Source organism: Ensifer sp. Root423, assembly GCF_001426275.1.
Lineage (GTDB): Bacteria > Pseudomonadota > Alphaproteobacteria > Rhizobiales > Rhizobiaceae > Ensifer > Ensifer adhaerens.
In genome coordinates this window covers 79,460-91,739 of sequence record NZ_LMEG01000009.1, presented here as the reverse complement: position 1 = coordinate 91,739, position 12,280 = coordinate 79,460, and the positions used below count along the sequence as shown (strand labels likewise).

The 12,280-nt window shown below is 64.0% G+C and carries 9 protein-coding genes; 3 read left to right on the top strand and 6 right to left on the bottom strand.

All coding sequences use genetic code 11. The features are described from left to right. Positions 1-2: 2 nt before the first annotated feature. On the bottom strand, positions 3-1,358 hold the full coding sequence (locus ASD01_RS11175) for an ABC transporter substrate-binding protein (RefSeq protein WP_162250982.1): 1,356 nt from the start codon (positions 1,356-1,358) through the stop codon (positions 3-5). Positions 1,359-1,870: 512 nt separating this feature from the next. On the opposite strand from ASD01_RS11175, the gene ASD01_RS11170 reads away from it, so the two are divergent. Next, on the top strand, positions 1,871-3,685 hold the full coding sequence (locus ASD01_RS11170) for an ABC transporter ATP-binding protein (RefSeq protein ID WP_060519951.1): 1,815 nt from the start codon (positions 1,871-1,873) through the stop codon (positions 3,683-3,685). A gap of 53 nt (positions 3,686-3,738) precedes the next feature. Here ASD01_RS11170 and ASD01_RS11165 read toward each other — a convergent pair whose 3' ends face one another. The 4 genes from ASD01_RS11165 to ASD01_RS11150 all read right to left on the bottom strand — a co-directional run bounded on the left by ASD01_RS11165 (position 3,739) and on the right by ASD01_RS11150 (position 8,358). Next, positions 3,739-4,953 (bottom strand): TIGR03862 family flavoprotein, encoded by a 1,215-nt coding sequence (locus ASD01_RS11165; RefSeq protein ID WP_060643973.1) that lies wholly within the window; start codon positions 4,951-4,953, stop codon positions 3,739-3,741. An 80-nt stretch (positions 4,954-5,033) separates the two neighbouring features. Continuing rightward, on the bottom strand, positions 5,034-6,107 hold the full coding sequence (locus ASD01_RS11160; protein WP_060643972.1) for an amino acid ABC transporter permease: 1,074 nt from the start codon (positions 6,105-6,107) through the stop codon (positions 5,034-5,036). Next, positions 6,104-7,294, bottom strand: coding sequence for an amino acid ABC transporter permease (locus ASD01_RS11155; protein WP_060644006.1), 1,191 nt, complete (start codon positions 7,292-7,294; stop codon positions 6,104-6,106). Before ASD01_RS11155 ends, ASD01_RS11160 begins: the two co-directional genes overlap by 4 nt. Positions 7,295-7,314: 20 nt before the next feature. Next, positions 7,315-8,358 carry an amino acid ABC transporter substrate-binding protein gene (locus tag ASD01_RS11150; RefSeq protein ID WP_034790164.1) on the bottom strand — a complete coding sequence of 348 codons (1,044 nt, stop codon included), beginning with the start codon at positions 8,356-8,358 and terminating at the stop codon, positions 7,315-7,317. Positions 8,359-8,750: 392 nt separating this feature from the next. On the opposite strand from ASD01_RS11150, the gene ASD01_RS11145 reads away from it, so the two are divergent. Then, on the top strand, positions 8,751-9,815 hold the full coding sequence (locus ASD01_RS11145) for a DUF930 domain-containing protein (protein WP_210173929.1): 1,065 nt from the start codon (positions 8,751-8,753) through the stop codon (positions 9,813-9,815). Between the two features lie 198 nt (positions 9,816-10,013). Here the strand turns inward: ASD01_RS11145 and ASD01_RS11140 are convergent, their stop codons facing one another. Next, entirely contained in the window at positions 10,014-11,216 is a 1,203-nt protein-coding gene (locus ASD01_RS11140) for an MFS transporter (protein ID WP_051659184.1), read from the bottom strand. 108 nt (positions 11,217-11,324) lie between these two features. On the opposite strand from ASD01_RS11140, the gene ASD01_RS11135 reads away from it, so the two are divergent. Continuing rightward, on the top strand, positions 11,325-12,263 hold the full coding sequence (locus tag ASD01_RS11135) for an AraC family transcriptional regulator (RefSeq protein WP_060643970.1): 939 nt from the start codon (positions 11,325-11,327) through the stop codon (positions 12,261-12,263). Positions 12,264-12,280 lie beyond the last annotated feature (17 nt).

Here is a 12,280-nt window from a genome sequence, read left to right as displayed (position 1 = left end):
CGTCACTGCCGCCACGGATGGAGATTGACGGGACCGCCAGATCGCGCCGCCGAGGACAGCAGCTGCTCCGCCTCGTTGAGGTTCTGTTCGATCAGTGCGCGCAGGCGGCTCGCGAGTTCTGCGTGGGCAGGGGAGCGGGCGACGCCGCGGGGCCATTCGCCTTGCAGGGCCTCAGCAACGTTGGCGACTTCGCTTGCCGAAAGCGGAGGCTGACCCAACAGCCGCCGCGCCCGAGCCAGCATGCTCAGCCGTTGCGCGTCTTCGATGTTCATCGCCTCCAGATCCGCGGCCCTCTTCCACAGGCGGGCAAGGGTTGCCCGGCGGCGCACGATATAGTCGTCGAAAATCAGATTGACGAGGCCATATCTGCGCGCCGACAGGGCGGCGTCGAAGCCGCCGGATTTCAGCAGGCGCTCGCCGTCTTCCTGCGGCAGCAGGCCGCTGTTGAGCGCCGGATTGACGGGAATACGGGCGATTGCCGGCGACAGCAGCAGTTTCTGGCCAGCCTCCGAAAGCACGAAATCGACGAAGCGTTCGGCTCCCGGCACGTTGCGCGCCCGGGACAGAATGCCGATGCTTGCCGGCACGAACACGGTGTCGGGCGGCAGGACGAAGACATTGCCGGCGCCGGCGAAATCCGGCGAGGTGGCGAGGAAATCGATGGTGATGCCGATGCTGAAGCGCCGCTGCGCCACGCCCGAAGCAACCCCGAAGCTGCGGGCGGTAACCGTTGAGAGATTGCCGCCGAGCTGCGACAGCATCGCCCAGCCTTTCTCCCAGCCGTAGGTTTGCAGCAAGGCTTCGACGATCAGGTGCGTCGTGCCCGAGCGGGAGGGCGTGGTGATGCCGATCTGGCCGGAATAGACGGGGTTCAGCAGATCCTGCCAGTCCTCCGGCACGGGCAGTTTGCTCCGGGCGAGATGGGCGGGATTGTAGACGAAGCCGTAGCCCGACAGTGCGAAGCCCAGATAGTAGCCCTGTGGGTCGTTCACGGGATAACCGAAGACATGATCCGGTGCGCCGGTGTTGCGTGGCGCGATCGGGCGCAGGCTTCCGTTGCGTTTCAAGAGCTCAAAGGCATCGGCCGCCGAGGCCCAGAAGATGTCGGCCGGCACGTCCGCCTTCTCAATGACGAAGCGGCTGGCGCTCGCGGTGTTGCGCTGCACGATCGTCACGCGCATGTCGGCATTGGCGCGTTCGAAAGCGGCGCGAAAGGGCTCGAAGAAGGAGGGCGGGTAGGAGGTGACCACCACGAGTTCCTGCTTCTCGACAGCACGCGCGGGCCCTGCAAACGCCATGAAGCCAAGGGTGATCAGCGGCAGCAGTGCCGCGACGATATCGAACCGGAACCTTGTCAATTCACTCCCACCGCGCATCGCCGTCCGGTCATTGCCGGTGCCGGTTGCCGCGGACCCTCCCCAAGATGCCGCCGTTTCGTGCATGCACGGTCGGCGATCGCGGCGTACTCTGCTACGAAGAGCCCACCGCCGTAAACCCCGGGAGGCATGTCGGAGACTGTTGCAAACAGGTCGCAGCCGCGACGATTGGCGCCATGGCAAGATTTCTGCACTTGGCGGTTGCGCGCGATTCGCCTATAGGTCGTCTTCCGGCAACCAATCAGGGAGGTTTCAAAAGATGCCAGCTTTTTCTTTCTCCCTACGGGGCGGCGTGCAGTCTTGAACTGGGCCGGGAAGGGCATTTTCGCCTTTTCGTCGTTTCCAGGTCGGATTTCGTTTCGCTGACCTTGGCCCTTCCTCTCCGGAGGATTCGGTCACTCCAATGATGCCGCATCGGAAGCTGGGTTCCTTTTAACGGCATATTCCATTCTGATCTTGTTTGAGGCCGATGCGTCGCGCATCGGGCGATTGTTATGGCTTTTACTCGTATTGACCTGCGCGGCGGTGCGTTCCGCAGCGTTCTTGGATTCACCTGGTCTCACTGGAAAGCGCAGCCGCTGCGCATCAGCGTCATTCTCGGCATGGTTCTCTTGTCGACGCTCGCTGACGTCCTGACGCCGCTCTATTCGGGCCGGCTCGTCGATGCCGTCGTTTCCGGTGTGGCGACCGATCAGCTTGCCTGGGATGCGGCGCTTGCCGCCTTCTGGATGCTGATGGCGCTGTCGCTCGGCGCGATCATTCTCAGGCACCTCACCTTCCTGGGGGTCACCGATCTGACCCTCAAGATGATGACCGACATCGCGTCGGCTGCCTTCTACCGCATCCAGCGCTTCTCGACCGACTGGCATGCCAACAGCTTTGCCGGATCGACGGTTCGCAAGGTGACCCGCGGCATGTGGGCGCTCGATCTCTTGAACGACACCTTGCTCGTCGCCCTGTTTCCGTCCGTCGTGATGCTGGTCGGATCGACAATCCTGATGTCGTTCTACTGGCCGATGATGGGCGTCATCATCGGTATCGGGTCGATCGTCTTCATCCTGATGACGATCGTGCTGTCGCTCGGTTACGTCGCGCCGATGGCAAGCCTTGCCAACCGGTGGGACACCAAGCTCGGCGGGGCGCTCGCCGATGCCGTGAGCTGCAACATCGTCGTCAAGGGTTTTGGCGGCGAAAGCCGCGAGGACGCACGCCTTGCCAAGGTGCTCGCCAAATGGCGTGACCGTACGCGCCGCACCTGGATCCGCGGCACGACCAACGGCACGTCGCAGGGCGCCATGCTGCTCATCCTGCGCGCGGCGGTGATCGGCTTTGCGCTGTTCCTCTGGTCGAAAGGCCAGGCGACGGCCGGCGACATCACCTTCGTGCTTACCTCGTTCTTCATCCTGCAGGGTTACCTGCGTGAAGTCGGGCAGCACATCCGCAACCTGCAGCGCTCGATCAACGACATGGAAGAGCTTGTCGACATCCATGGCCAGTCGCTCGGCATCGACGACAAGGCGGATGCCAAGCCGATCCGCATCACCGACGGCCGCATCGAGTTCAAGGATGTGACGTTCCACTACGGTGCGCACCGCAAGCCGCTCTACGACCGCTTCTCGGTGACGATCCGGGAGGGCGAACGCGTCGGTCTTGTCGGGCACTCAGGTTCGGGCAAGACGACCTTCGTCAAGCTGATCCAGCGTCTGCATGACCTGAAGGCCGGCGAGATCCGGATCGATGGTCAGGACATCGCATCGGTGACGCAGACGTCGTTGCGCCAGCAGATCGCGATCGTCCAGCAGGAGCCGATCCTGTTCCATCGCTCTCTGTCGGAGAACATCGCCTATGCACGGCCGGACGCCACGCAGAGCGAGATCGAGAAGGCGGCAAGGCTTGCGAGCGCCCACGACTTCATCACGGCTCTGCCGAAAGGCTACGGCACGCTGGTGGGCGAACGCGGGGTCAAGCTCTCGGGCGGCGAGCGCCAGCGCATCGCAATTGCCCGCGCGTTCCTCGCGGACGCACCGATCCTGATCCTCGACGAGGCGACATCGAGCCTCGATTCGGAATCGGAAGTGCTGATCCAGCAGGCGATGGAGCGGCTGATGCTTGGGCGCACGACGCTCGTCATCGCGCACCGGCTCTCGACGGTGCGGGCGCTCGACCGGCTGCTGGTCTTCGACCACGGCCGGATTGCCGAGGAGGGCACGCACGACGCGCTGATCCGCCTCGACGGTGGCATCTACCGCGGTCTCTTCGAGCGCCAGGCGCTGGAGCTGACCAAGGGGTTGGTGCTGAACGACCAGTAAGGCTTTGACGCCACCTGAACCATCGCCGCGCCTGCCAAAGGCGCGGCGATTTTTTATGCTGGCCGGTTAAGCCAACGATCGAGCCCGCGAGCCGCCGCACGCCCTGTGGCAAAGCAGGCGGTCAGCAGATAGCCCCCGGTCGGCGCTTCCCAATCGATCATTTCGCCGGCGACGAAGGTGCCGGGCAGCGCTCTTAACATGTATTCGTCATCGATCGCGGACCAGGCGATGCCGCCGGCGGAGGAGATGGCCTCGGCGATCGGGCGTGGGCGGATGAGCGGGATTGGCAACGCCTTGATCAAGGCCGCAAGTTCTGGAGGCGGCAAGCGCGCGGCATCAGGCGAAACCTCACGCAGCAGCGCCGCTTTCACCCCTTCGAGCCCGGCCCCCTTGCGCAGGCGGTTGGAAAAGCTGGTCTTGGTGTCGAGGCGGCCAAGGTCTTTTGCCAATTTCCCGACGGTACGTCCCGGGGTGAGGTCGACCACCAGGTCGGCCGGTTCCCCGCCGGACAGTCGATCCCGAAGCGCGCTGGTGTGCGCATAGACGAGACTGCCTTCGATGCCGGTCCTGCTGACGACGAATTCGCCCGGGACGGTGCCGGATTCCGACGTTGCGGTGACGCCCTTCAGCGCGGCGCCGGCGAAGCGATCGCGGAAGGTCTCGCTCCAGTCGACGTCGAAGCCGCAATTGGCGGGCTGGAATTTGGCGACAGACACGTCCCTCTGCTCCAGCCAGGAAACCCAGGCGGCATCCGACCCGAGACGCGGATAGCTGGCGCCACCGAGCGCGAGCAGAGTCGCATCTGCGCTGACAAGCGTCTTGCCGTCCGGGGTATCGAACGCGGGTGCTTTGCCTTCAAAGCCAGTCCAGTGGTGCCGCGTCAGGATGCGAACGCCTCGGCTTTCCAGCGACTTGAGCCAGGCGCGCAGGAGCGGCGACGCCTTCATCACCTCCGGGAAGACACGGCCCGAGGAGCCGACGAAGGTCCTGGTTCCGAGGTCTGCCGCCCATTGCCTGATGTCATCGGGCGTGAAGGCGTCCAGCGCCGCACGCAATCGCGGCGAGGCATTACCGAAGCGCTCCGCAAAGGCCACATAGGGCTCCGAATGGGTGATGTTCAGGCCCGACTTGCCGGCCAGCAGAAATTTGCGCGCGACCGTCGGCATGCTGTCATAGACGGTGACCGCGTGGCCGCGCTCGGACAGCACCTCGGCGGCCATCAAGCCGCTCGGTCCGCCGCCAATGACGGCGATGTTCTTTTGTCCCATGCGCTTTGCCCGGTCACAGATTTCGCTTCGGCGCACTCTTGGCCCGGCGGCGCGTGGCACGCAACCCCCGTCAGATGCCGCTATCGGCGATGGGCGCCGTTGAGCTTCTTCTCCAGCCACAGGCTGTAGCGCGAACCGGAAAAGCAGATGGCGAAATAGACCAGCGCCGCGAAGATGTAGGCCTCGCTGTAAAAGCCGAGCCAGGCGGGATCGGTGGCCGAGGTCTTGGCGGCATTGAGCAGATCGTAGATGCCGATGACCGCAAGCAGCGAGGTGTTGAGCACGATGCCGATCGACAGGTTGACGATGGCCGGGATGACAGCTCGCAGCGCCTGCGGCAGCACCACCAGCCGGAGCATCTGGATCCGGCTGAGGCCAAGCGACAGCGCCGCCTCCCTCTGACCCGCCGGGATCACCTGCAATCCGGCGCGGATGATCTCGGCGAGGTAGGCCGAGAAGAACAGGGTGACGCCGATCTGCGCCCGAAGCAGCTTGTCGATGGCCGCGCCGCTCGGTAGCGCCATCGGCACGATCAGCATGGCGACATAGAGCACGGCGATCATCGGCACACCGCGCAGCACTTCGATGAAGGCAATGGCCAAGGAGCGCACGAGCCCCATGTCCGACTGGCGGGCAAGCGCCAGCAGCAGCGCGATCGGAAAGGCGAAGGCAAGGCCGGCGATCGAGACTGTGAGCGTGATCGGCAGCCCGCCCCAATGATTGGTCGAGACCGGCTCCAAGCCCGACGTCCCCGCCATCAGCAGCCAGATGCCGACGAGCGCCAGCAACCAGACCGGCACCAGGCGGAAGCTCCAGAAACGGGGAATGGCGGAGATGGTCAGGAGCGCAGCAATGAGGGCGATCACCAGCGCCGGGCGCCATTGCAGCGGCGGCGGGAAGAAGGCGAAGAGCATGAAACGAAACTTGGCGCCGACAAACGCCCAGCAGGCGCCCGCCGTTTCCGTGGCGCAATCGGCCGCGGTGCCGGTCCAGACGGCATCGATGACGGCCCAGCGGACAAAGGGAAGTGCAATCCAGAGGATTGCGGCGAGCGTCGCCAGCGTGACGAGGCCATTGGCCCAACCGTTGAAGAGGCCTTCACGCCAGCGGTGCCAGTCGGGCGCGACCGGCGGCGCAAGTTCGATCTGGCTCATCGTTTTCCTTCTCCGCGCAGAACGACGCGCCGGTTGTAGAGGTTCATGAGGGCCGAAACCGCAAGACTGATCGTCAGGTAGACGGCGCCGATGATGATGATCGCTTCGAGAGCCTGACCAGTGGTGTTGGCCGTCGTGTTGGCGACGCTGACGAGATCGGGGTAACCAATTGCGACCGCGAGGCTCGAATTCTTGGTCAGATCGAGAAAGCTCGAAATCATCAGCGGCGTGATCACCCGAAGCGCCTGCGGCAGTACGACGAGGCGCATGATCTGCGCGGGCTTCAGCCCGAGTGCGCGAGCGGCTTCCCATTGACCCGATGCCACCGACTGGATGCCGCTGCGCACGATCTCGGAAATCGAAGCGGAGGCATTGACGACGAGGCCGATCAGCAGCGCGGCGAATTCCGGGGTCAGCGATAGGCCGCCGCGAATGTTGAAGCCGCCCTTGGCAGGCACTTCGACCGATGCGCTGAAGCCGAGGGATACGAGAGCGAAATAGAAGATTGCCAATGCGCCGAGTACGGTGCCGGCGGTTTTCGGCAGATAGAACGTCGCGCCCGCCAGCAGGCGCCTGGAAATGACGAGTGCCGCGAAGACGGTCAGGAGCACCGCGGGCAGCCATACGGAGGCCGGCAGACCGTCGACCGAAAGCGAGGGCAGAAAGACGCCGCGATTGCTGAGATAGACGCTGCCCAGAAACGTATAGGCGCCGCGCGGCGGCGGAAGCGCGCGGATGATCGCACTCCACAGGAACAGTTGCAGCAACAAAGGCGTGTTGCGCAGGAGCTCGACATAGCCATGGGCGAAGGTCGCTAGCAGCAGATTGCCGGACAGCCTGAAGATGCCGAGTGCGACACCGAGCACGGTTGCAAGCAGACATCCGACGAGCGCGACCTTGACGGTATTGGCGATGCCGGCGGCAAGCGCCCGGGCGTAGCTGTCGCCGGCCGCGTAAGGAAGAACGCTTTCCCCGATCTCGAAATTGGCCTGATGGGAGAGGAAGGCAAAGCCCGGCGTCAGTCCCATGCGGTGCATGCTCTCGGCGGTGTTCTGGCCGAGAAAGGCAAAGAGCAGCAGCACGCCGATAAAGAGCAGGCCTTGCTGCAAAGGCAGCGGCCCGATCCAGGACAGGAGGCGCGAGACGGGTCCGGGCCCCGAAGGGCCCGGTTGGAGTTGGCGTGTCATGGGAAGGACCATGAATAGGCTCAACGGAACGGCGGCGAATAGAGCAGGCCGCCGGCCGTCCAGGGCTGGTTGTAGCCGCGCTCGAAGTTGAGCGGCGTGCCCTTGCCGACGTTGCGCTCGAAGATCTCGCCGTAGTTGCCGACGGTCTTGACGATGTTGTAGGCGAATTTCGGATCAAGACCGATCGCTTCGCCGAGCGACGGATCGACGCCGAGGAAGCGCTTGATCGCCGGATCCTCGCTCGCAAGGAACGTGTCGACGTTCTCCTTGGTGATGCCGAACTCTTCGGCCTGGATCGTCGCGTAGACCGTCCAGTTGACGATTTCGAGCCACTGGTCGTCACCGGCGCGGATCGCCGGCGCCAAGGGCTCCTTCGACAGGCGCTCGGGCAGTAGCACGTAATCGTCGGGCTTGGAAAGCTGGGTGCGCTTGGCCGCAAGGTCGGTCGCGTCCTGGGTCAGGGCGTCGACGCGGCCTGAGTCGAGCGCCTTCAGGAACTCGCCGGTTTCCTCGATCGTGACCGGCGTGAAAGCCTTGCCGGTCTTGCGGAAGAAGTCGGCGATGTTGAGTTCGCCGGTCGTGCCGCTCTGGACGCCGATCGTCGCGCCGTCGAGTTCCTCGCCCTTGGCTACGCCAAGGTCCTTGCGCACCAGCAGTCCCTGGCCGTCGTAGAAGACGACGGGGCCGAAATGGAAGCCGAGCTTGAAGGCGCGGCTCACCGTCTGGGTGACACCGGACAACAGGATGTCGAACTCGCCCGATTGCAGCGCCGGCAGACGCTGCTGCGGCGACGAGTTGGTGAACTCGACCTTCTCGGCATCGTTGAAGACGGTGATGGCGATGGCGCGGCCGAAATCGACGAAGAAGCCCTGCCAGCGGCCGTTGCTGTCGGGTGAGAAGAAGCCCGGCGTGGTGCCGACGCCGACCTTGATGACGCCGCGCGCCTTGATCTTGTCGAGCGTTTCGCCGGCAAGCGCCGAGGTGGCGATGAGGCCCGCCGCCAGCGCTGCCGTCGCGGCAAAGGCTTTTGTGAAAAGTTTTCGGTGAGTGGAAGTTCGCTGCATGAGGGTCCCCAAAGCCAAAAGAATGTCATTGCGCCACCGGGCGAAGCCGTTCGGGCGTGAGTAAAAATTAAATCTATAGAAATTATATAATAGGTATTTTTGTGCGAAATTGGCGCGTGGCCCGAAACAGATTTCGCCGCCTCGTTTTTGCCGGGAACGTTTTTGACAAGAAGCCAGCGGTTGATGGCGGCGACCCTCGAAGGCGTCAATTTCATTCGCCCACGATCGATGGCCCGCAAGCTGCAGCGCGAACCTCCGGCTGCATATGCAGGCCTATGCCTCTTGTTGAGATCGGCGGAAGCTCCTAGGTTCCGCCCGTCGATTGGTTTATCTCCTTGGCGATGCAGCTTTTTGCGGGAAATTGGCGGGAACGGATGGGATGGGGCGCGCCGGTGTCGGTCGCCCTGCACCTCGTCGTAGCCCTTTTTCTTTTGTACGACCTGCCCTTCGAGCTGCCGACGCCGCCGAAGGAGCAGACCGTCAACGTCGAGCTCGTTCCGCCGCCAGCAGAGGCGAAGGAGCCGAAGAAGGCCGAGCAAAAACAGGCAGAGCAGAAGAAGGCGGGGCCGAAAAAGGGCGAAGAGAAGAAGGCTGAACAGCCAAAGCCGCAGCCCAAACCCAAGCCCCAGCAGAAGGCAGACCCGAAGCCGCAACCCAAGCCGGCGCAGCAACTGCCGCAATCCTTCACCTCGGCCATGGCCAAGACCAAGCAGGACAACAAGGAGGCAGAGCTTCCGCCGGCTGCGCGCGAGACGGAGAAAAAGACGGAGGCGTCCGAGCCGGCAAAGGCCGTGGATGACAAGGCAAAGCCGGCGGATAAGCCGGCAACGGTGTCCTCGACCGAGAAAAAAGAACCGGTCAAGGAACCGAAACCCCCGTCAACGCTTGCCGTGCCTGCGAGATCCACTGACAGCCCCACACAGAAGGCGGATGAAAAGGCAGCGGCGACGGTGGCCGAAGCCAAGCCTGAAGCAAAAGAAACGCCGGACGCCAAGCCGCAGACGGTCAAATCGGAAGACGGGACGGCAAAGGCAAAGCCGGCCGATGCTGCGGCAAAGGTCGAACTCAAGCCCGTTCCAAGCAAATTGACGAAAGCAAAAGAACTTTATTCTGCAAAGTCGATTGCCGATCCGCGGGTTAAACAGGCCCTGATCAACCTGCCGGTCAAGAGGCGGATCCTGCAACTGTGCAATCTCGAGGCGCTGGAACAGATCCGCAGCCAGCGGCCGGATACCCCGCCCGAAGGACTGGTGCCCTTCGGGCCGAGGGGTGGCTTCATCGCCAAAAACCGTATGGACGCCAGCGGTGGGGCCTACCAGAACAAATCGAACTGGTACGACGTCGACTTCAATTGCGTCGTCAATGAAGATGCGACCGAAGTGACCTCCTTCAGCATTGCCATCGGTGGCGAAGTGCCGAAAGCTGCCTGGAAGGAGCGGCGGCTTCCGGGGAATTGATCCTTCCGACACGGATGGGGGCATGTCGTTGTCCTGACCAAACCCCCTTCCGCAACAGCGCCCCACTGCGTGCAGCGCCTGTTGCCAGACGTCACGGATCGCCGCGCTGCACCTAGGATTCTTGCCTGCCGGACTCTTCCGAGCCCGGCAGGCGCGAGTGCGAGTTGCCACTCTCGCACCAAGCTGGCGCGGATGTTGTTACTCCGCCGGTTGAAGAGCCCGCTCGCGATAGACCGAAACCAGTGAGGTGCCGAGCATTGCGGCAACCGCCGCAAAGAGGAAGACGCCGGCCGGGCCCTGCAGTTCGACAAGGAGGCCGCCGAGGATCGCCCCGGTGGAAATGGCGATCTGGAAAGTGGTGAGCGTCGCCGCTCCAGCACCTTCGGCCTCATCACCGGCCGCACGGCTCAGGAACGACTGGACGCTGACCGGCAGGGCGCCGAAGGCGAAGCCCCAGGCCGCCGTGGCGACGATGGCGACGGCCGGCAGCGCGCCCGCCAGTGCCAGGACCAGCGTGGTGGCAGCGACGCCGGCGGCCGCCGACATCATCGAGAGCCGCGTGCTGCGCTCGGCGAGGAAGCCGCCGGCAATGTTGCCGAAGAAGCCGCCGATGCCGAAGGCGAGCAGGATCGCGGTTATCGCCTCGACGCCGAACTGCGGCACCTGTTCAAGGAACGGGCGGACATAGGTGAAGCCGGCAAAGTGGCCGGTGACGACCAAGAGGATGGTCGCAAGGCCGAGCCGGATCGCCGGGCGCTTCAGGACGTTGAGGATCGTGTCGAGGCCGGTTGTGCCGATGGGAGGCAGGCGCGGAACCGTTAGCGCCTGGACGATGAAGGTGACGATGCCGACGGCGGCGGCAAGCAGGAAGGCGTAGCGCCAGCCGAGCGTCGCGCCGATCCAGGCGCCGACCGGGGCCGCGCAGACGGTTGCGATTGAAACGCCGGACATCACGATCGCCATCGCCCGCGGCATCAGCCGGCCGGGAACGAGCCGCATGGCGAGCGCCAAAGACAGCGCCCAGAAACCGCCAAGGCCGATGCCGAGGAGGAAACGGGCGACGAGCAGCATCGAAAGGCTGGACGCGAAACCGGCGATCAGGCTGGAAACGATGAGCAGCGCGGTTAGGGACAAGAGCACGTTGCGGCGGTCGAAACGTCCGGTATAGACGACGATCGCCGGGCCGGCGATGGCCGCGACCACGGCCGTAGTGGTGACCGACTGGCCGGCGGCGCCGACGGTCACGCCGAGATCCGCCGACATCGGCGTCAGCAGACTTGCCGGCAGAAACTCTGCCGTGACCAGGCCGAAGACCCCGAGCGACAGGGAAACGACAGCCGCCCACAAGGGCTTGTCCCGTTCATCCGCCTGTCCCGTGGGCTTGGCGACAATACCATCCATGACTTTCATCTCCATTGCATGTGATGATGAAAATATGCATGGTTCTCTGGAGTTTCTATGCTAGAAAATCCAAAACACTGTGCTGTTTGTCCAAAGGTGAGATGTAATATGAGCGATGCGCTGACGGAGATCCTGCGCGGCCTCAGGCTCGACGGTGTCGAATATGGGCGCTGCCAGCCCTGCGCGCCATGGGCGACCTCCTATCCCGAACAGGAACCGGCACGATTTCATTTTCTTGCCTCCGGTTCCGCCCATCTGCAATCGCCAGATGGTTCGTGGATGGAGTTGACGCCCGGGGATGCCGTGTTGTTGCCGCGGGGCGATGCGCATGTGCTCGCGAGCAAGCCCGGCCTGCCGACGATATCGATCCGTGACCTGCCGAAACGGCAGCTTTGCGACGGCATCGTCGATGTGCAGTGCCCCAACTCGGACAGCCAGAACCTCCTGTTCTTCGCGGTGATGCAGTTCAATGTCGACCGGCTCCATCCGCTCTTGCAACTGATGCCGTCGGTGATGCGCACCAGCGATCTGGCTTCGAGCGAGCCGTCGATCCCGTCTCTGCTCGATACCATGACGCGCGAGGCGGCGATGCAGCGCGTCGGCTCCGGCGGCATCCTGGCGCGCCTTGCCGACGTGCTGACCGCCACGATTATCCGCGCCTGGGTGGAACACGGTTGCGGCACGTCAACCGGCTGGCTTGCCGCCGTGCGCCATCCGGAGGTGGGCCGGGTGCTCGCCGCCATCCATCTCGACCCGACGAAGGACTGGACGGTGCCGGAACTGGCAAAGCTCATGGGGGCGTCGCGTTCCGGTTTTGCCCAGCGCTTCGCCGATACGGTCGGCGAGACACCGGCCCGCTACGTGGCACGCATGCGCATGCACCAAGCGCATCAGTGGCTGCGCGAAGGAAAACGGGTCGCCCATGTCGCCAATCGTCTGGGCTACGATTCCGAGGCGTCCTTCAGCCGCGCCTTCCGCAAGATCATGGGCGCGCCGCCAAGCCATTCGCGCAGCCTGACGATGTCAGCGGATCAACTGGCATCCTGATCCGCTTTCGGGCGCGA